This is a genomic window from Aquimarina sp. 2-A2 (assembly GCF_045505135.1).
Taxonomy (GTDB): Bacteria; Bacteroidota; Bacteroidia; order Flavobacteriales; family Flavobacteriaceae; genus Aquimarina; species Aquimarina intermedia.
The window spans coordinates 584,350-603,045 of record NZ_JBJKFI010000002.1 but is presented as its reverse complement, the minus strand read 5'-3'; the positions used below and the strand labels follow the sequence as shown (position 1 = coordinate 603,045).

At 35.4% G+C, this 18,696-nt stretch carries 17 protein-coding genes; 7 read left to right on the top strand and 10 right to left on the bottom strand.

Features of this window, described 5'->3' with window-relative positions; translation table 11 throughout:
• Positions 1–2: 2 nt before the first annotated feature.
• On the bottom strand, positions 3–539 hold the full coding sequence (locus ACJRPK_RS08090; RefSeq protein WP_407139430.1) for a DsrE family protein: 537 nt from the start codon (positions 537–539) through the stop codon (positions 3–5).
• Positions 540–753: 214 nt separating this feature from the next.
• Entirely contained in the window at positions 754–1,041 is a 288-nt protein-coding gene (locus tag ACJRPK_RS08085; protein WP_148783738.1) for a hypothetical protein, read from the bottom strand.
• A gap of 279 nt (positions 1,042–1,320) precedes the next feature.
• Between ACJRPK_RS08085 and ACJRPK_RS08080 the strand changes: the two genes are divergently transcribed.
• The 4 genes from ACJRPK_RS08080 (at position 1,321) to ACJRPK_RS08065 (ending at position 5,483) form a co-directional block, all read left to right on the top strand.
• Positions 1,321–3,645: an ATP-dependent helicase gene (locus tag ACJRPK_RS08080; RefSeq protein WP_407139429.1), complete on the top strand. Its 2,325-nt coding sequence runs from the start codon at positions 1,321–1,323 to the stop codon at positions 3,643–3,645.
• A 27-nt stretch (positions 3,646–3,672) separates the two neighbouring features.
• Positions 3,673–4,194 (top strand): GNAT family N-acetyltransferase, encoded by a 522-nt coding sequence (locus tag ACJRPK_RS08075; RefSeq protein WP_407139427.1) that lies wholly within the window; start codon positions 3,673–3,675, stop codon positions 4,192–4,194.
• 39 nt (positions 4,195–4,233) lie between these two features.
• Positions 4,234–4,782, top strand: a complete 549-nt coding sequence (locus tag ACJRPK_RS08070; protein WP_407139426.1) for a hypothetical protein — start codon at positions 4,234–4,236, stop codon at positions 4,780–4,782.
• A gap of 80 nt (positions 4,783–4,862) precedes the next feature.
• The gene (locus tag ACJRPK_RS08065) at positions 4,863–5,483 is read left to right on the top strand and encodes an L-threonylcarbamoyladenylate synthase (protein ID WP_407139424.1); all 621 of its coding nucleotides are present in this window, start codon (positions 4,863–4,865) and stop codon (positions 5,481–5,483) included.
• Positions 5,484–5,541: 58 nt separating this feature from the next.
• Here ACJRPK_RS08065 and ACJRPK_RS08060 read toward each other — a convergent pair whose 3' ends face one another.
• The 4 genes from ACJRPK_RS08060 to ACJRPK_RS08045 all read right to left on the bottom strand — a co-directional run bounded on the left by ACJRPK_RS08060 (position 5,542) and on the right by ACJRPK_RS08045 (position 10,409).
• The gene (locus tag ACJRPK_RS08060; protein WP_407139423.1) at positions 5,542–7,623 is read right to left on the bottom strand and encodes a DUF5723 family protein; all 2,082 of its coding nucleotides are present in this window, start codon (positions 7,621–7,623) and stop codon (positions 5,542–5,544) included.
• A 215-nt stretch (positions 7,624–7,838) separates the two neighbouring features.
• Positions 7,839–8,705: a flagellar motor protein MotB gene (locus tag ACJRPK_RS08055; RefSeq protein WP_407139422.1), complete on the bottom strand. Its 867-nt coding sequence runs from the start codon at positions 8,703–8,705 to the stop codon at positions 7,839–7,841.
• Positions 8,706–8,814: 109 nt separating this feature from the next.
• Positions 8,815–9,840 carry a glycosyltransferase family 2 protein gene (locus ACJRPK_RS08050; protein WP_407139421.1) on the bottom strand — a complete coding sequence of 342 codons (1,026 nt, stop codon included), beginning with the start codon at positions 9,838–9,840 and terminating at the stop codon, positions 8,815–8,817.
• A 119-nt stretch (positions 9,841–9,959) separates the two neighbouring features.
• On the bottom strand, positions 9,960–10,409 hold the full coding sequence (locus ACJRPK_RS08045; protein WP_407139420.1) for a type I restriction enzyme HsdR N-terminal domain-containing protein: 450 nt from the start codon (positions 10,407–10,409) through the stop codon (positions 9,960–9,962).
• 26 nt (positions 10,410–10,435) lie between these two features.
• Here ACJRPK_RS08045 and holA point away from each other — a divergent pair, with 26 nt between their 5' ends.
• The gene (gene holA / locus ACJRPK_RS08040; RefSeq protein WP_407139418.1) at positions 10,436–11,440 is read left to right on the top strand and encodes a DNA polymerase III subunit delta; all 1,005 of its coding nucleotides are present in this window, start codon (positions 10,436–10,438) and stop codon (positions 11,438–11,440) included.
• A 6-nt stretch (positions 11,441–11,446) separates the two neighbouring features.
• Here the strand turns inward: holA and ACJRPK_RS08035 are convergent, their stop codons facing one another.
• Positions 11,447–12,052: a hypothetical protein gene (locus tag ACJRPK_RS08035; RefSeq protein ID WP_407139417.1), complete on the bottom strand. Its 606-nt coding sequence runs from the start codon at positions 12,050–12,052 to the stop codon at positions 11,447–11,449.
• Between the two features lie 381 nt (positions 12,053–12,433).
• On the bottom strand, positions 12,434–12,886 hold the full coding sequence (locus ACJRPK_RS08030; RefSeq protein WP_407139416.1) for an Lrp/AsnC family transcriptional regulator: 453 nt from the start codon (positions 12,884–12,886) through the stop codon (positions 12,434–12,436).
• A 203-nt stretch (positions 12,887–13,089) separates the two neighbouring features.
• On the opposite strand from ACJRPK_RS08030, the gene ACJRPK_RS08025 reads away from it, so the two are divergent.
• Positions 13,090–14,340, top strand: a complete 1,251-nt coding sequence (locus ACJRPK_RS08025) for a cystathionine gamma-synthase family protein (protein ID WP_407139415.1) — start codon at positions 13,090–13,092, stop codon at positions 14,338–14,340.
• 74 nt (positions 14,341–14,414) lie between these two features.
• Here ACJRPK_RS08025 and fumC read toward each other — a convergent pair whose 3' ends face one another.
• A complete protein-coding gene (gene fumC, locus ACJRPK_RS08020) occupies positions 14,415–15,812 on the bottom strand; it encodes a class II fumarate hydratase (RefSeq protein ID WP_407139414.1) in 1,398 nt (465 codons plus the stop codon).
• Positions 15,813–15,993: 181 nt separating this feature from the next.
• Between fumC and ACJRPK_RS08015 the strand changes: the two genes are divergently transcribed.
• Positions 15,994–16,170 (top strand): hypothetical protein, encoded by a 177-nt coding sequence (locus ACJRPK_RS08015; RefSeq protein WP_170251900.1) that lies wholly within the window; start codon positions 15,994–15,996, stop codon positions 16,168–16,170.
• A gap of 62 nt (positions 16,171–16,232) precedes the next feature.
• Here ACJRPK_RS08015 and ACJRPK_RS08010 read toward each other — a convergent pair whose 3' ends face one another.
• Entirely contained in the window at positions 16,233–18,695 is a 2,463-nt protein-coding gene (locus tag ACJRPK_RS08010) for a TonB-dependent receptor domain-containing protein (protein ID WP_407139413.1), read from the bottom strand.
• Position 18,696 lies beyond the last annotated feature (1 nt).

Below are 18,696 nucleotides of genomic sequence, written 5' to 3'. Positions count from 1 at the left end.
TATTAAAAATTTATGAGTCTGTAATCATTATTTTGTAATTGCACAAGCGCTGTCATTGCTGATAATGCCAATTGGATATCAGGAGACAGTTGGGATGGTTTGAGGTTTTTATGCGCCGCAGTTTGACCACAAAGTATCAATTGTACATTGTTTTGCTTTAAGACAGAAAGCAACTCGGTGTTTGGATTTGCACGCCCAAATTTTAACTGATACTCTTTGTCATTGAGCACATCAAAAGCAGCAGATCCATGAATGACAAGTGCCACTTGAATTTGATTTAGTGGAACCCCGGCTTCGGCGTGCATATTAATAAATCTTGCAGCCGTATTAAAAAGCGGATTCATTTTATCACTCGAATAGGATTTGCCGATATCAAATACAACTTTATAAGGTGCATTTATAGGCGTCTTAAAAGTTGGGGTATCGACCGTAAACGTTTCGCCGTAATTTTTTATCACAGAACCTTTGTGTGCTTTTTGTTGGGCATATCCCAAAGCAGAGAGGCCTATTGTTAGTAATAGGAATGTTAGTTTTTTCAATTTTTTTCAATTTTGAATTCTAAAGGTATCTAAAATAAGTATCCTGAAAAAATTTAAAATTGTTTTTGATATGAGTCAGCTCGTTTTCAGGGCTCTAGTGCGTAACATTATGAAAGTTGTTATGGTTGTTTTTGTTGAAGTTGAATGTTAAACCAAAACTCCCACCATCTAAATAAATAGATAGGGGAGTCAAATTCAAATTGGCAAGCTGAATTTAAGCGATTTTTAAAATCCGTTCCATCGGGATCACTGTAGATTCTTTGAGAATAACAGCTTTATCTGTAATTCCCCAAATGGTAGTTTCAACTTTTTTTGATCCTTGATCATCCATAAAAAGAATTTTAACTTTTTGATGCTCTAGATTTCCTAAGGAGAGTGCACGTTGTAAATCTAGAATTCGATCGATTTGATCTTTACGCTTTTTTAAAACTTCTTCTTTAGGAAACTTTAAAAATTTGATTTGCTCTTTCTCTACTATTGAAACGGGTTGATTTGGGGTCATAAAATATTAAATTAGGTTAGTATTTTTTCAGGGCTTTTAGTGTTTAAAACTACATAAGCTTTGTACAATATAGCGTATTTTATCTTTAAAATATGTTTTTTATCGTGTTTTTGTAAGTAAGCACTTGTTAATAAGTAAGAAAAAACATACTTTAATTTGTGGGATTATCCTTATTTTCCAATACCCGAACAGGATTTTGATTTTATAAATTAGTTGTGAAAATCATTTAATAAGTTCTCTGGTTTCCTTAAATTTCGAACGATAAAAATTGATGACGGTTTGGAAGAATATATTGCTGAGTTAAATGATGCGCAACGTGCCCCGGTATTGCAAAAAGACGGTCCTATGATCGTTATTGCTGGAGCTGGCTCTGGTAAAACACGAGTTTTAACCTATAGAATTGCTTACTTAATGCATTTGGGTGTTGATGCGTTTAATATATTATCGCTAACCTTTACCAACAAAGCTGCACGCGAAATGAAAAAGCGTATAGCAGATATCGTGGGACCCAGTGAAGCTAAGAATCTATGGATGGGAACTTTTCACTCCATTTTTGCCAAAATTTTACGTTTTGAAGCCGATAAGTTAGGCTACCCTTCTAACTTCACCATATACGATACACAAGATTCACAACGACTTATAGCTTCTATCATAAAGGAGATGGGATTGGATAAGGACATTTATAAGTACAAGCAAGTGTACTCCAGGATCTCTTCGTATAAGAATAGCTTAATTACAGTAAAAGCATATTTTCAGAATGCAGAATTGGTGGAAGCCGATGCAATGGCAAAACGCCCCAGACTAGGAGAGATTTATGAAAAATACGTAGAACGCTGTTTCAAAGCAGGGGCTATGGATTTTGATGACTTGTTATTAAAAACGAATGAGTTGCTGAATCGTTTTCCGGAGGTGCTGGCAAAATATCAAAATAGATTTAGATATATTCTCGTTGATGAGTACCAAGATACAAACCATTCACAATATCTTATTGTAAGAGCACTATCGGATAAATTTCAAAATATTTGCGTTGTAGGAGATGATGCGCAGAGTATTTATGCATTTCGCGGAGCGAATATTAATAATATTCTCAATTTCCAGAAGGATTATGATAATGTGCAGCAATATCGTTTGGAGCAGAACTACCGCTCGACAAATAATATAGTACAAGCAGCCAATTCGATAATAGATAAAAATAAAACGAAGCTTGATAAAATAGTTTGGACAGCGAATAATCCGGGACCTAAAATTTTGGTGAATCGTTTACTTACTGATGGAGATGAAGGACGATTTGTAGCAAGTTCTATATTTGAAAATAGAATGGAACATCAGCTTGGTAATGGGCAATTTGCTATTTTGTATCGTACCAATGCACAATCCCGTGCTATGGAGGATGCCTTGCGTAAACGTGATATACCGTATAGAATATATGGAGGTTTATCATTTTATCAAAGAAAGGAAATTAAGGATGTACTAGCTTATTTGCGATTAATAATTAATCCTAAGGATGAAGAAGCTTTAAAGCGAATCATTAATTATCCGGCGAGGGGAATCGGACAAACAACGGTTGATAAATTAATTGTAGCTGCCAACCACTACGAACGTAGTATTTTTGAAGTAATAGAACATCTGGATCGTATTAATTTAAAAATTAACAGCGGGACTAAGACACGTTTGGAAAACTTCATGAATATGATTAGAAGTTTTCAGGTGACAAATCAAACCGCTGATGCATTTGTCTTGGCAGAGACAGTTGCAAAACAAACCGGATTACTTCAAGAATTAAAGAAAGATGGTACTCCCGAGGGAATTGCTCGCATTGAAAATATTGAAGAATTACTCAATGGAATCAGAGATTTTGTTGAAGGTCAAAAAGAGTTAGTTGATAGCTCAGGCTCCTTAGCTGAGTTTCTGGAAGACGTAGCATTGGCTACTGATTTGGATCAGGATACGGGAGATGATGATCGGGTGGCATTAATGACAATACATCTGGCAAAAGGTCTTGAATTCCCGTATGTGTATATTGTTGGGATGGAAGAAGACCTTTTTCCATCAGGAATGAGTATGAATACGCGTAGTGAACTGGAGGAAGAACGGCGTTTGTTTTATGTAGCACTTACAAGAGCAGAAAAACAGGCCTATTTGACCTATACACAATCACGTTATCGTTGGGGTAAACTGGTGGATGCAGAACCGAGTCGTTTTATTGAAGAAATTGACGATAAATTCATAGAATATATCACGCCAATAGACACGTATCGTTATAAACCCTTAGTAGACAATGATATTTTTGGAGAAGTAGATAAGAGTAAGTTACGGTTAAAAAAACCAATTTCAGGATCACCACCACCAGCGCATAAACCTAGCGAAGAACAATTGCGTAAATTAAGAAAGCTACGACCTGCAGGAAATTCGGCATCTACTAATGATACGTCTATGTTTGATGAGAATTTTGGTCCGGGTACCGAAGTGGAACATATGCGCTTTGGAAAAGGAAAAATTTTGAAAATAGAAGGGGTAGGTCAGGATCGTAAAGCCGAAATAAACTTTGAAAACGGAGGAATAAAGAATCTCCTGCTTCGCTTTGCGAAATTGAAAGTACTTTAATTTTTGTTTTCTTAAAATCATACATTTATGAAAATAGATAGAATTTTTTTACGAGAGATAGTATCCGATGATCTTCAAAATGTATTCCTTGGTTTATCCCATCCTGACATTATTGAACATTACGGTGTGCATTTTGACTCCATAGAAGCTACTAAAGAGCAGATGGTATGGTTTAAAAACCTTAAAGATCAAAATAAAGGAATCTGGTGGGCGATTTGTGACACTACCACTCAAAATTTTTTGGGAGCTGGGGGACTAAATGACCTTTCTCAGGAACATAAAAAAGCCGAAGTAGGTTTGTGGCTCTTAAAAGAATATTGGGGACAAGGTATTATGGGAGAGGCGATGCCATTGATTTTGAATTATGCTTTTGATGTATTGCAACTTCATAGAATAGAAGGATTTGTAGATTCTGAAAATTCAAAATGTAAGCGAGCATTGCAAAAACTGAACTTCAATTATGAAGGAACAATGGTTGATAGTGAAATTAAGAAGGATCAATTTATCAGTGTAGATCTCTATGCATTCCTCAGACCGAATAGAAACTAAAGTTATGACTTGGATAGGGTATAATGGCTAAGGTATAAGATGAGCAGATTGAAACCAAAACTGATTATACTCTCAGATATTTGGGGTATTGATACGGACTCGTGGATTGAAGGATATCGTGATTTTCTTGAACCATATTTCCAAATACAGCTACTCGATGCTCGTCTTCTGGGAGGTATCGATCTTTCTGTTAGTCAAATAGACCTGTTACACGATCAATTTATAACCAAAGGTATTGCTAACGCAGTTAACGCGTTGAGAACAATGGATACAGAGTATGTTCTTGCGTTTAGTATCGGCGGAACCATTGCATGGAAAGCTATATTACAGGGCTTGCAACTTCGAAACCTGTATGCAGTTTCATCTTCACGTTTACGTAAAGAACAATACCCTCTGGATTGTGATGTCTCATTGTTTTATGGTAGTCTGGATACGAACATGCCGAATAGTCACTGGCAAAAAAAGTTTGTCAATCAACGTATTGAGTATCCTGGTGAGCGGCATGAATTTTATAGAAAACATCACTACGTCGAATTGATTACCCAGTATATCATTAGTAAGCTTTTGATGTCCAAAAACACTTCTTAGGTTGATCAAGTATTAATAAAACTTTAAAATTTACCAGGTTTTAATGAATACAAGTATCTTTAATGTAGAAATTAAAACTCATGGCAAAATTAATACGTATTTACGAAGATAATCCGAACCCTAAAGAGATTCACAAAGTCGTGGAAGTTCTTAAGGCGGGAGGTTTAGTTATTTATCCAACTGATACAGTGTACGGTTTGGGTTGTGATATAACCAATACAAGAGCGTTGGAGCGTATAGCAAGAATTAAAAATGTAAAGCTCGAAAAGGCGAACTTCTCTTTTATATGCAAAGATCTAAGTAACTTATCTGATTATGTTAAGCAAATTGATAACAGCACCTTTAAGTTATTAAAGCGAACACTACCTGGACCGTATACGTTTATACTTCCTGGTAATAATAATTTACCGACGGTCTTCAAAAAAAAGAAAACAGTTGGTATTCGTGTTCCTAACAACGCGATTAGTCTTGCACTTGTTGAGGCGTTAGGCAATCCTATTGTTTCCACTTCAATACGAGATGAAGATGAAGTAATAGAATATACCACCGATCCTGAACTTATCCTTGAGAAATGGGATAAATTAGTAGACATTGTAATTGATGGTGGATATGGCGATAATATACCTTCAACTATTATTGATTTAACCGAAGGAGAACCTGTTTTAGTTAGAGAAGGAAAAGGCAGTACCGATATCTTTTAAAAAAGAAAAAGCGCCAATAAAGGCGCTTTTTTTTCTTTACTATTTTCGGTATGTGAGCTTATTCTTTGACCAAATTAATCTCTACACGTCTGTTTTGTGCTCTACCTGCTCTGGTTTTATTTGTGGCAATAGGGCGATCCTCACCATAACCAATCGCTGATAATCTAAATTGATCAATTCCGTTTTCAACCAGGTAGTTTTTAACAGCATTAGCTCTGGCATCAGATAAACGTTGATTTAGTTTAGCACTACCTGCGCTGTCTGTATGACCTTCTACCGTAAATTTAGCTGTCGCATATTCTTTTAAAATACCGATGATATCACTAAGAACCTGATTAGATTCTGATTTGATAGATGATTTACCTGAGTCAAACAATATAGTTTTAGCGTACTCATTTAGTGTCTTTTGAACCTCATCTGTAACTTCAGGACATCCGTTATTTGCAACAGTACCTGCGATAGTTGGACAATTGTCGTCTTTGTCTAAAACTGAATCTCCATCAGTATCAGGCCAAGGACATCCACCATTTTCTACCGGTCCGGCCACTTCTGGACACGTGTCATCTTTGTCAAGTAAAGAATCTCCGTCAGTATCAGGCCAAGGACATCCCTTATTTTCTACGGGACCAGCTACTTCAACACAGGAGTCATCCTTGTCAAGTACGGTGTCACCATCGGTATCAGGCCATGGACATCCAAAGTTCTCTTCTGGACCAGAAACCTCTGGACAGTCATCAACTTTATCTAATACACCGTCACCGTCTTTATCTTTTAATCGACCCTGATATACAGGAATTTTTAATCCTACATATAAGTCAGCAGCTTGCGATTCGTCAGAAATTAATAAGGATAGAATTGATCCTGATCCTACATATAGCGGCCCGGCTCTTAGACCAGCACCCCATTGAAATCCACTGTGCTGCATCATACTGATAGGTGAGTAGAAACTAAACCATTTGCTCTCGAATCTTGGTGTTAAAGACAAACTATTTGCTACACGGCTTGTATTTTCATTGTTTTTTGACGTCAAAGAAAGGTCAGAGTTTAAATTCACGTAAAAGTGATTATTAATATTCCAATCTGCTGTTAGATGTAACGCAGTTGGTAATACTGCTTTGGTAGCGTCTTTGACACTCGTTCGTGTATAAAACTGTTCCAGTTTATCTTGAAAGTCATCTTCGCTCTCAAATCTATCTTCATTAATTGTATTCGTAATATTGTAGATCTCTTCTGTAGCATCATCATACTTAAGTGCACCCAAATCAGTTACAGATAAACCAAATTTTACTTTATACTTGTTGATGTCTTTTGGAGCATACGTATTTCCTTTACTGTCGGTGACCATATAACTAGCATGATCAGGTCTCCATTCGTATACAAAACCTAAATCAAAAGCAACTCCGTTGGCGCCACTTAGTACTTCGAATTCGTCAAAGTCATCTTCGACATTACTAGAGTATCCATAGGTTACTTCTCCTGTAGTTGCAATGCTTCCTGTAAAACCGCTACCGTCTGCGTCGTAATCGATGGTTACATCTCTACCACTTGCATAAGCATTTCCTAATCCTTGCATATACTTAACCGAAAGACCTCCTTTTAAAAAGTGTTGTTCTTTATTCATAAGGATACGTGCGTACGATACACCCACTTCTGCCCAGGCATTTCCGGTAAGAAACACGTCTTTTTCGTCTATGTTAAAATCGGAATTATTATCAAAACCATCTTCTATACTTTCGTAGGTTTTACCGTTTACCTCATTTACATTATAAAAAACACGAGCTCTGGAAAATACAGCGATCGAACTTTTGGGATTTAGGTTAAACATAAAAGATGGACCTAACACGTCAACGTTACCCAAAATATTGTTATTGTCACTTGGTGTCTTTTTACCATCATCGTCAAAATCAAATTCGCTATCAAAAACGTTGTCCAATTTTACCGAGTAATAGTCATTTCCTAGAAAGGCACTTACGCCAACTAAATTAATATCAGTTTTGAAACGAGAGTCTGCAATATTAGCCGGATTCACAATAACACTATTTACACCGCTATAGTTATCGGATAAAAATCCGATATAAGATTGTGCATTTGCTGCGATCGAGCCAAAAATCAGAACTCCGAAGAGTAGTAAATTTTTCATTGGTAATCTTTTTAGATTTGGTTAAAATTTTTGAAGCAGCAAATATATGTTAATAAATTTAACAAGGATTTTTTAAATGTTAAATCTATGATTTTCTGATTTTAACCGATAATTGTCAACTTGTAACCTAGTTAATTCCTTTTTATAGAATTTGTTGTATAAAAAAACTGCTAAGAGAAATCTTAGCAGTTTTATAAAAAGTGATGTGTTTAGAATTAGTTACCTCCCTGAGAAGCTTTTTTCATACCATCTTCAATCATATTGTAGAATTGATCTAACTTAGGAAGTACAACAATTCTTGTTCTTCTGTTAGCCGCTCTGTTTTCTGCACTTGAGTTATCTGCAACCGGTACATAATAACTTCTACCAGCAGCAGTCATACGCTTAGGATCAACTTTGAATTCGTTTTGTAAAACACGAACTACAGAGGTAGCTCTCTTAACACTTAAATCCCAGTTATCTAAAAGTACTTTATTCTTGATCGGCACATTATCTGTGTGTCCTTCTACTAAGAACTCGATATCCGGCTTATCATTAACAACTTTAGCAACCTTACCTAATACTGTTTTAGCTTTTTCAGATACGTTGTAACTTCCACTTCTGAAAAGAAGTTTGTCAGAAATTGAAACATATACAACGCCTTTTTCAACGTTGATTTCGATATCCTCGTCATTCAAGTTACCAAGAGCTCCTTTTAAGCTAGTAACCAATGCAAGCGTTACAGAATCTTTCTTGTTGATAGCATCGTTCATGGTTTTGATCTGTAGATCTTTTTCCTTGATGCTTTCTAAAGAACGCTCTAAGTTCTCAGCTTCTTTTGTAGATAGGGTAGCTAAATTACCAACATTATTTAACAATGCAGCATTCGTATTTTTAAGATTACCTACTTGATCCTGAAGAATTTTAAGTTCAGAAGAGGCACTTGCTTTTTCTTCTAAACAGCTATTTAGTTTAACGGTAGCTGTATTTAGTAAATCTTGAGTGTCTTTTTGTTTAGCTTCCATTTCAGCATATTTCTTTTGCGAGACACAAGAAGAAAGAAGTACTGCCATTGAAGCCCCAATAATCATTGCTTTTTTCATTAGAAAATTTGTTTTAGTCTTAAACCTGTTATAAAGCTCAAAATTATTAAAATTGTCCTCCAAACGTCAGGCATTAACAATAATTTATGTAAAGAGCAGATATAAATGGTTATAATTGGTTATAATATTTACGTTTTAAAATAAAGTACTGCCATACAACGGAGGAAACGGTAAAATATTTCTTTTGAATGGGGAAATTTTTTCTTTTTTTTCTAAAGGTGTTGAAATTTAAGTAAAAGTTGAAGTGCGCTTTGAGTATTGCAACAGCATGCTGTATTTTTCCTGATACCACAAATTGAATAGCTGCCAAGCCGTCCAGAAGCATTCTGATAAATAGTACTGAGATAACCTTAGAGCCGCTACAATTTTTGACGAGGTTAAACAGACTGTTTCTGAAATTGAGATAGGTTTTTTTAGGGTTCATACTACTTAGTGTAGCACCTCCAAGATGGTATACGTGAGAGTTACCATCGAAAAAAATGCTATAACCATGATTTTTAATACGCCAGCATAGATCAATCTCTTCTTGATGTGCAAAGAAAGCTTCGTCCAATTTACCAACATCTTCAAAAATATGCTTGCGGATAAATAAACAAGCTCCGCTAGCCCAAAAAATTTCAACTGCATCATCATATTGCCCGGTGTCCTCTTCAATTGTATCAAAAATGCGTCCTCTACAATAAGGGTACCCCAATTGATCAATATACCCGCCGGCAGCTCCTGCGTACTCAAAATAGTTTTTTCGTTTATAATCCAGAATTTTTGGTTGTATGGCAGCTACCTTCGAATTCTGTTGAAACCTTTCTATTATAGGCACTAACCAATTCTCGGTAACTTCGACATCACTATTTAATAAACAATAAATATCGGCATCAATATGCTGTAGCGCATCATTGTATCCTTTAGCGTAGCCGCCATTTTCAGTGTTTCGAATGATTTTAATGTCTGGATAATGTTGCTCCAAAAATGGTATTGAATTGTCAGTCGAGGCGTTATCAGCAACATAGATGGATGCCTGCGGAGAATGTTTGCATACTGAAGGCAAAAATTTCTCCAAAAGGTGTACGCCATTCCAGTTGAGAATTACTACTGCAGTTGTAAGGGTACGTATCGATTCGGGTGATGTAGTAGTCAAGATTGTGTGGTTATAAATTTAGGACAAATATAAAGGAAAGGTCACAACTAACTAAGATATCAAATGACCTTAAACCAGTGATTAGAAATAATCGAAAGTAATTTATGCCAAATAATTCGTCAAACGTTACTGTATTCTGGTATATCTTTTAAAAAATGGTACGCTTGCTCCTTATATCTCATTTGACAATAAAAATGATGCAATCCATTGGTAATCATTAAATAATTTGCATTCAGTTCCAGATTGTATTGTGCGATTTGATCAAAAACGCTTTGAGTAATCGGAATAGAATTTGCTTTACACTCCACAATCAAGTGAATGCTCCCATCAGAATTAAAGACCACGATATCATAACGTTTTCTTCTTCCATTAAGCAAAATCAATTTTTCTACATTAATCAGACTTTGAGGATATTTTTTTTCATGGATTAAGTATGCTACTGTATGTTGTCTTACCCATTCTTCGGGGGTAAGGATTACAAACTTTTTACGGATTCTGTCAAAAATGGAAATTTTATTTTCGCTATTTTTGAATCGAAATTGATATGTCGGAAAGTTTAAAGAAACCATATCACAAATTTGAGGAATTTTTCTGAATGGAAGAAGTAAAGAAAATTGTTAGTGATATTAAAAAAGGTGCAATCAAGCCTATTTATTTTTTAATGGGGGAGGAGCCTTATTATATTGATAGAATTTCAGAATATATTGATACCAATGTTCTGGCCGAAGAGGAGAAAGGTTTTAATCAGATGGTATTATACGGTCGCGATGTAACGGTTGAGGATATAGTATCAAATGCAAAGCGCTATCCCATGATGGCCGAACGACAAGTCGTTATCGTAAAAGAAGCTCAGGATTTGTCGAGAACGATCGAAAAATTGGCTACCTATGCCGAAAATCCACAACCTACTACGGTGTTGGTTATTTGTTATAAGTACAAGAAAATTGATAAAAGAAAGAAGCTTTACAAAACAATTGCCAAATCGGGAATTATTTTTGAAAGTAAGAAGTTATATGAAAATCAAGTAGCTGACTGGATAAAAAAAGTATTGGCGGGAGCAAAATATGCTATTGATCCTAAGGCTTCTCAAATGTTGGTGGAGTTTCTTGGTACTGATCTAGGAAAAATAAGTAATGAACTGGATAAGCTTAAACTGATACTTCCCAAAGGTTCTCAGATCACTCCAGATCATATCGAACAGAATATAGGGATAAGCAAAGATTTTAATAATTTTGAATTACGTAAAGCAATAGGTTCGAGAAATGTTTTAAAGGCGTATAGAATTATTAATTATTTCTCACAAAATCCTAAGGACAATCCGTTGGTAGTAACAATTTCTTTGTTATATAGTTTCTTTTCTCAGGTTTTGCAATATCATGGATTATCAGATAAGTCTCCAAGAGGCGTTGCTTCAGCTTTAAAAATAAATCCATATTTCGTAAAAGATTACACTGAGGCGGCTCATAATTTTCCTATGAAAAAAGTCAGTAGTATAATTAACCTACTAAGAGATGCAGATGTTAAAAGTAAAGGAGTAGGTGCTGTAAGTTTATCGCAAGGTGATATTTTAAAAGAGTTATTGGTTAAGGTTTTTGCGTAATTGCTTCTAGCAATGACATACCTTACCATCTGTTAGTCGAAAAATTAGACCAATATTATATTGAAGATAGTTACTGGCTAATAAATTCTGGGATCCGGGATAAAATTTGGCTAACCCCTGAAGATTTAAACGTATACGCTCAGAAAGATAAATGTTAACCCCAACACCAGCGTTAACGATAGTTGCTCTTTCGCCATCAAAGACGCTAATTCCAGCCCCTGTAGTTAAGTAACCTTCGTACATGGCTCGGTAAGTGTATAACCAATTATTAGTGATATAATATTTGAAATTCGCGTCTACAGCATAAAATGTTCTTTCTTCGTCAAGTATTTGTGCATTAATACGCTTTCCTGCTAAAAAACTATTATGACTCAACATTAGAGAGATACCATAATCATCGTGATATCGCTTTTCGATAGAAACCGAAAGGGGTGCACTGTAATTATAATTTTCACTAAAATTAAATTTACCACTTAGTCCCGTTCCAGAATCATCGATTATATTTATACCAGCTCCTAAAACCCAAGGATTATCTCGCTTATGATATTGTGCGTATAGCGAACTATGAAGGCAGATGGTAATGAGTAAAAGATAAACTTTGTTAACTTTCATTGGTGGTTGATTAGATAATTTGTGTGTTTTCCTAAAAACAAATGTAAATCATAATCGTTCGATACCAGAGCGTGAAGAGATTCGTACGAAAAAAGTAAATGTTACTAAAAACTTAAAATAACAGTTGGCCTGGAAGGCAAGTTATAGCGATCAGGCGCGCAAATCAAACATTTATAAAAAAGAAATTAGTGTAGGTTTGTAATAATATCGGGATACTCCAACATCGATTGAAACAAAACACAAATTTCATTCTAAAGTTAAATCAATTCATAACTCTATTCTCTATGTTAACATTTGCTTAGATGTTACGGCTTTATATTTATAGATACTTTAACTAAGGATGTTTAACAAATTTTTAAGAAAAATCGTCATAAATAGTAATCACAATGGTAAATGGGACAATGTTTTTACTTCAGTCATAACAAACGAGCTCTGTACTTTGCTTATATTTTCCAGAGAAGCCAATTTGTTGGAGAGAAACTGCTGATATTCTTCCATGTTCTTAGCATATATTTTTATTAAATAGTCAAACATACCCGCAACATGATAGCATTCTACAACCTCAGGAAACTGTTGAATATCTTTTTCGAATTTTTTCAGAAAATCTGTTTGATGTAAATTTAAGGTCACATTACAAAATATAATAAGCTGAAGATTTACTTTTTTGCGATCAACCATCGCTTTATAAGAGGTAATAAAACCCTCTCGCTCTAATTTTTTAACCCGTTCGAATATGGGGGTAGTTGTTAAGTTGAGGCGCTCGGCAATTTCTTTAATTGTTATTTTACCGTTTTTTTGAAGTAAAAGAAGTATTGCTTTGTCCGTTGCATCCATAATTTTATTCTAAAATTGTGACAATATAAAGAATTAATCAGCAAAATTTACTATTAAATTAATTTTTAAAGAATTATATTCTTTATTTATCTGTATTTCGGTTTATTATTCTGCAAAACCGTACTTTGAACGGGTATTTGAGGCCGGATTTCCGAGCTACTATAATTTAAATAAAGAGAACAGATAATAAACTACTATAAAAGATGAAAGACCATAAATTCAACCCCGAAAGTTTAATGATGACTTATGGCTATAAGCCCGAATTATCAGAAGGATCGATAAAATGTCCAATTTTTCAAACCTCTACTTTTGTATTTAAAACTGCCGAAGAAGGAAAGGCTTTTTTTGAATTGGCATACGGCTTACGTGAAAAAGACCCTACCGAAGAATTGGGATTAATCTACAGTCGTATTAATAACCCTAATTTGGAAATTTTAGAAAATCGTCTTTCCTTATGGGATCAGGCGGATGGTTGTGCGGTTTTTGAAAGCGGAATGTCTGCTATTAGTACAGTACTCATGGAATTTTTAAATCCGGGAGATTTACTGGTTTATGGTAATCCGGTATACGGTGGGACGGATCATTTTATTCAACATTTTCTGGATAAAATTGGGGTGCATACACTGGCTGTTTTTCCAGATCAGAATATGGATGAAATTCGTAGTATGATTGAGGCTACCGGTAAAGCTGATAAATTAGCTATGATTTATTTGGAAACTCCGGCAAATCCAACAAATGATATCGTAGATATTCAGGATTTTAGTGAGTTGGCTGCTTCGTACAGCACAGATGATAAAAAGGTTTTGTTAGCTGTAGATAACACGTATATGGGGCCTTTATGGCAACATCCTTTACAATGCGGAGCAGATTTAGTAGTTTATTCTGCTACAAAATATATTGGAGGACACAGTGATTTGATAGCAGGTGCAGTTTTAGGAGGAGCAGAGGTGATGCAACGTGTTAGGGTGCTAAGAACATTTTTAGGGAATATGGTGAGTCCGCATACAGCTTGGTTGTTACTACGAAGCTTGGAGACCTTAAAGATAAGAATGGACCAACAGACCAAAAATGCACAAGAGGTAGCTTCTTTTCTAAACAGTCATGATAAAATTGAAAAAGTTCATTACTTAGGATTATTAGCAAAAGGGACACGTCAATATGATATTTTTAAGAAGCAGTGCTCTGCACCGGGAGCTATGGTTTCTTTTGATATCAAGGGAGGTGAGAAGGAAGCTTTTAAATTTCTTAATAGTTTACGATTAATGAAACTGGCTGTAAGTTTAGGTGGAACCGAGAGTTTGGCTGAGCATCCAAAAACAATGACCCACGCAGGAGTAGAAGAGGAGCACCGTAAAAAACTTAAAATATCAGATAAATTGGTTCGTTTATCTATCGGAGTAGAAAATCATGAAGATATTATCTGGGATCTAAAACAAGCTCTGGATAACGTATAGTAACTAGTATTATAAGTAAAAAGCAGTCTAAATATCATGTTTAGACTGCTTTTTATATTTTAATTACTAAGTGTTTATTTCAACTCACCTACCATGTTTTCAGGTCTAACCCATTGGTCAAACTCTTCTTCAGTAACATATCCTAAGGCAACAGCCTCATGTTTCAAAGTTGTACCATTTTCATGTGCTGTGTTTGCAATTTCAGCAGCTTTATAATATCCGATTTTGGTATTTAACGCAGTAACGAGCATGAGTGAGTTGTTTAATAACTCTGTAATTCTCGCTTGATTTGGTTCAATACCTTGCGCACAATGCTCATCAAAAGATACACATGCATCACCAATTAATTGAGCACTTTGTAATAAACTAGCAGCCATTACCGGTTTGAAAACATTCAATTCAAAATGTCCTTGCATACCGCCAACACCGATAGCAACATCATTTCCTAACACCTGAGCACATACCATTGTTAAGGCTTCACACTGTGTAGGGTTTACTTTGCCTGGCATAATGGAACTTCCTGGTTCGTTGGCCGGGATGATTAATTCTCCGATACCGCTTCGTGGTCCAGAGGCTAACATTCGGATATCATTTCCAATTTTGTTCAATGCAACTGCCAGTTGTTTTAAAGCTCCATGCGTTTCAACAAAAGCATCATGGGCTGCCAAGGCTTCAAATTTATTTTCTGCAGTGACAAAAGGAAGACGCGTAAATTGCGCAATAAATTCAGACACTCTTTTAGCGTATCCCTTAGGCGTATTAAGTCCGGTTCCTACAGCAGTACCACCTAGTGCAATCTCTGCCATATGTGGCAACGTATTTTCTAACGCTTTAAGTCCGTGATCCAATTGAGAAACATATCCGGATAATTCTTGTCCGATAGTTAAAGGTGTAGCATCCATAAAATGTGTACGTCCGATCTTAACAACTTTTTTAAAGTCTTCAGATTTTTTCTTTAGCGTATCTCTTAATTGAGTAACTCCCGGAATGGTGACTTCTACCAATTTTTTATAGGCAGCAATATGCATTCCGGTAGGGAACGTATCATTAGAAGATTGTGACTTATTTACATCATCATTAGGCTGTAATGTTTTCTCACCTTCTCCAATAGTTTTACCAGCTAATTGATGTGCTCGGTTAGCTATCACTTCATTTACATTCATATTACTTTGCGTACCAGAACCGGTTTGCCAAACTACTAAAGGGAATTGATCATCGTGCTTTCCCTCTAAGATTTCGTCACAAACCTGAGCGATTAGATCTCTTTTTTCGATAGGTAAGACACCAAGTTCACAGTTAGTAAAGGCAGCTGATTTTTTAAGGTAAGCAAAACCGTAAATAATTTCTAAAGGCATGGATGCAGGAGCTCCAATCTTAAAATTATTCCTTGAACGTTCTGTTTGTGCGCCCCATAACTTATCTGAAGGAACTTTTACTTCCCCCATGGTATCTTTTTCTATTCTAAAATCCATAATTTGCTAATTAATTTTTAGAGTGCAAATTTAAGAATTTGTTACACTAGATGTTTAGAAAACTGGTGTTTATTCGTTTTCAATAATTTTATTTTGGATAGACCGAAATATTTTGAAGTAATTTTATGAGATAAACTGAAGAGTTACTATCTTTGACAAAATTGTAAATTACTATAGCATTATGTTTGAATTTGATCAATACTTAGGTTTTTTAGCTTTTTTAACCATCCTAACCATAGGTTTTTGGTTAATGATCTTCTTATTAACCTTTGTAGTACCTTACTGGATCTTTGGAGCAACAATTGAGAATTTTAAATTAAAGCGAGAAGAAAAGCGAAAAGCTAAAGAAATGGCATAATTGTTATTTAAACTATATTAAAAAAAGGGAAGTCCAATGGGCTTCCCTTTTTTACATTATAATTACCCTTCAAATTCTTCTTCTCCATTACCATCTCTAGCAGGTCGCTCGCGTTTTTTCTTTTGATTAAAACGATAGGTGAACGAGATGTTAAAGCTTCGTTCTCTCCACTGAAACTCGCTATAGGATTCAAAAGTATCAGTAGTGGAAGTTCCTGAGCGTTTTCTGGAATTGAAAAGATCACTAACATTAAATGTTACAGATGCTTTTTCTTTGAAAAGATCTTTGCTAAAAGCCATATTCGTACTCAATATTCCTTCATTTTTACTTTGAGCAGTTTCGCTGGGACCCCTATAAAACAAACTTGTTTGCCAATCAATTTTTGCAGGCAGTGTAATTTTATTACTAAAACGGGCAAACCAACTGAAATTGTCGTTATCAAAATTGACCCCTTCATACGTTCCACGGGTATTGTCTTGAAAAGCATTAAAATTTGCGTTCATTCTCCATTTTTTGCTTGGATTATAAGTAACTGTGAACTCAAAACCATAGCGATCTGCACTGGCTAAATTTATTGGTGTTCTACGAATTACGGGAACCACGGTTTGTGAAGTGTCAGTATTAGATATGACAGCGGTTGTTCCGGTATCTTCTGATATAAAAGTAAAAACCTGAGTCGAATGGTTATAATATAGCGAAGTGTTTAAAGTCACTTTACCCATACGATTGAGATATCCTAAATCAAACGCATCTGCATAACTGGGATCCAAATCAGCATTTCCTTGAAATACATTCGTAATACTAGAGCGTGAAGGAAACGGATTGATGAACCTTGATCGGGGTCTCCTTAGTCGACGATTGTATCCTAGGGTCAAACTTTGTTTTTCTGTCAGTTCGTAACTTAGATTAATAGTTGGAAAGAAATCTAAGTAATTTTTTTTGCTATAGTCTCCACTAGTGGTTTGATCAATAGTTATTCTGGTCTCTTCTAGACGAAGCCCCAACAAAAATGAAAAAGCATTGATCTTACTTCCGAATTGAGAATAAAAAGCATTCACATGTTCTGTGTATATCAAATTATTGGAGACATCGGTATCAACAGTAACTTCTCCATTGACTTGATTGCTTACGAGATAATCAGTAGCCAATGTGTTAAAATTACCACGATATCCTAATTCAAACTGACTTTGCTCTCCTATAGGTAAAACATAATCACTTTGTAAAAGTATGCGATCCTGATCTTCAATAGTATTGACAAGTTCAATTGCAGAAGTATTGTCCTGTGTGATTGCAGAATTTTCCTCTTCTATATTATTTTCAATCTGAAAGTCAAAAGTTAGTTTATGCCCGGATTTTTTGAAGTTTTTGACATAATTTAAAGAGTATTGTGTGGTGATATCGTCTTCTAATTCTGGATCAAAACGTGTATTCCGGTTTAAAATATTACCATCACTGTCAGGTTCTACGATAATATTAGTGGTATTGCTTTCATTATTACTATCGCGATATAAAAACGAAGTGGTTATTGACGAAGTTTCATTAACATACCATTCAACGCCGATGTTTGTATTAAAACCTTTACGAATTCTATCAAAATCCCGGGTTTCGTTTAAAAACGAATCAGGTAAATCTTCTCCGGTAGTTGGATCGATATTAAAGTATCTTGTTTCTGTAAGAGAATTTCCGGGAACCTCGCGATAGTTGTATCCAGAAGTTGTAAAAAAGTTGAAGTCGCCTGTTCGATAATTTATATTTCCCGAAGCACCTGCTTGAAAGGGATAGCCTGAATTGATCGTTATCGCGCCATTGAGTCCCTGTAGTTTGCTTCTTCTCAAAATTATATTCAGAATACCTGCAGTACCCTCCGCATCATATCGGGCAGAAGGTGACGTTATAACTTCTACGCGCTCAATAGATTCTGCTGGTAGCTGACGTAGAGCCTCTGTGCTATTCAATCCAACCAAACCCGAAGGTTTACCATTTATTAAGATTCTAACGTTGTCATTACCACGTAGTGCAACATTGCCTTCTACGTCCACAGAAACCGAAGGAACATTGTCAAGTACATCACTTACGGTTCCTCCACTTACAGTTAAATCTTTACCAACATTATATATTTTTTTGTCTAAACGAATATCCACTGTAGTTTTTTCGGCGATAATGACAACATCCTCCAAGGACTCCGTATCCAAACTTAACGCTACTGTGGGGAGAGAGGTGTCTGCAAATAATTTCCTTTTGGGTAGCGTAATGGTTTTAAATGAAATAAATTCAATAGTAACATCGTACAACCCTTTAGGAACCTCTATATTAAAAGCTCCGTTTTGATCAGTGATTCCTCCCGTGATAATTTTTTGTTTTCGTGGACTATAAAAACTAACTGTAGCATATTCTAAAGGTTCACCCGATATTTCATCAACCACTTTCCCGGACACTTGAATAGTGTTCGTTGAAGGTTGTGCATGTAGGAAGGTTAAACTTAGAAGGCAAAAGGCAGTTGTTACCAGTAATTTGATTTTGGACATT

What these genes read in the sequence shown, in the direction of transcription:
- ACJRPK_RS08085 (WP_148783738.1), bottom strand. Translation starts at nt 1,041, where the DNA reads ATGACCCCAAATCAACCCGTTTCAATAGTAGAGAAAGAGCAAATCAAA.
- ACJRPK_RS08075 (WP_407139427.1), top strand. Translation starts at nt 3,673, where the DNA reads ATGAAAATAGATAGAATTTTTTTACGAGAGATAGTATCCGATGATCTT.
- ACJRPK_RS08070 (WP_407139426.1), top strand. Translation starts at nt 4,234, where the DNA reads ATGAGCAGATTGAAACCAAAACTGATTATACTCTCAGATATTTGGGGT.
- ACJRPK_RS08065 (WP_407139424.1), top strand. Translation starts at nt 4,863, where the DNA reads ATGGCAAAATTAATACGTATTTACGAAGATAATCCGAACCCTAAAGAG.
- ACJRPK_RS08060 (WP_407139423.1), bottom strand. Translation starts at nt 7,623, where the DNA reads ATGAAAAATTTACTACTCTTCGGAGTTCTGATTTTTGGCTCGATCGCA.
- ACJRPK_RS08055 (WP_407139422.1), bottom strand. Translation starts at nt 8,705, where the DNA reads ATGAAAAAAGCAATGATTATTGGGGCTTCAATGGCAGTACTTCTTTCT.
- ACJRPK_RS08045 (WP_407139420.1), bottom strand. Translation starts at nt 10,409, where the DNA reads ATGGTTTCTTTAAACTTTCCGACATATCAATTTCGATTCAAAAATAGC.
- holA (WP_407139418.1), top strand. Translation starts at nt 10,436, where the DNA reads ATGGAAGAAGTAAAGAAAATTGTTAGTGATATTAAAAAAGGTGCAATC.
- ACJRPK_RS08035 (WP_407139417.1), bottom strand. Translation starts at nt 12,052, where the DNA reads ATGAAAGTTAACAAAGTTTATCTTTTACTCATTACCATCTGCCTTCAT.
- ACJRPK_RS08030 (WP_407139416.1), bottom strand. Translation starts at nt 12,886, where the DNA reads ATGGATGCAACGGACAAAGCAATACTTCTTTTACTTCAAAAAAACGGT.
- ACJRPK_RS08025 (WP_407139415.1), top strand. Translation starts at nt 13,090, where the DNA reads ATGAAAGACCATAAATTCAACCCCGAAAGTTTAATGATGACTTATGGC.
- fumC (WP_407139414.1), bottom strand. Translation starts at nt 15,812, where the DNA reads ATGGATTTTAGAATAGAAAAAGATACCATGGGGGAAGTAAAAGTTCCT.
- ACJRPK_RS08015 (WP_170251900.1), top strand. Translation starts at nt 15,994, where the DNA reads ATGTTTGAATTTGATCAATACTTAGGTTTTTTAGCTTTTTTAACCATC.
- ACJRPK_RS08010 (WP_407139413.1), bottom strand. Translation starts at nt 18,695, where the DNA reads ATGTCCAAAATCAAATTACTGGTAACAACTGCCTTTTGCCTTCTAAGT.